This window comes from Synechococcus sp. R55.7 (assembly GCF_047461955.1).
In the GTDB taxonomy this organism is placed as follows: domain Bacteria; phylum Cyanobacteriota; class Cyanobacteriia; order Thermostichales; family Thermostichaceae; genus Thermostichus.
The window spans coordinates 1-722 of the sequence record NZ_JANSIC010000464.1; the positions used below are offsets into that span (position 1 = coordinate 1).

General features: G+C 55.7%; 1 protein-coding gene and 1 pseudogene. Both read left to right on the forward strand.

The window, feature by feature from the left end; translation table 11 throughout:
- Positions 1–317: pseudogene (locus tag NW820_RS13140) on the forward strand (IS607-like element ISSoc2 family transposase); the annotation flags it as partial.
- Positions 205–722: helix-turn-helix domain-containing protein (locus NW820_RS13145; RefSeq protein ID WP_414407740.1), on the forward strand; the 518-nt coding region annotated here is incomplete at its 3' end. The pseudogene NW820_RS13140 and the gene NW820_RS13145, both read left to right, overlap by 113 nt.

Below are 722 nucleotides of genomic sequence, written 5' to 3' on the forward strand. Positions count from 1 at the left end.
TTGGCGGCGGTCTCGACTTCAAAAGACCAAAGTTCCTTGCCTTATTGGAACGAGTTCGTGCGGGAGATGTCGGAACAATTGTGGTCGCTCACAGGGATCGACTCTGCCGGTTTGGATTTGAGTTCGTTGAGTGGTACTGCCGTCAATACGGGTGCGAAATCTTGGTTCTCGATGACGATCACCTTTCTCCCCAACAGGAACTGGTTGAGGATATCCTCACCATCCTGCACTGCTTCAGCAGTCGGCTCTACGGACTCAGAAAATACCGGGCTGCAATCGAGAAAGATACGGATTTATCCGGAGCCAGCGCTGGCTAAAGTTTGGAAGCGGTGGCAAGCGGCGTGCCGGTACTGCTACAACCAAGCGATTGCCTATCAGCGCCAGCATGGTGCTCCAAAAACGGCCAGAAAGCTGCGGGACATCATCCTGCGCTCCGACCTGCCCCAGTGGGTAAAGGACGCCCCCTGCCACATCAAGCAGAACGCGGTCGTCGAGGCGTGGTTGGCGTTTCGCCGAAGCAAAGACGCGAGGTTTCGCAGTGTGCGGGACAGGTCACATACGCTGCAATTCAACGCCGGCAACTTTCGCAATGGGACGTGGTATCCGAAACTCACCCGAGGTTTGGCGTTTCGTGCATCCGAGGAGATGCCCAGAGAATGGGCACGTGGGACTGAACTAATGCGGGTGAAAGACAGATGGTATGCCATCTTTCCTGAGCCCGT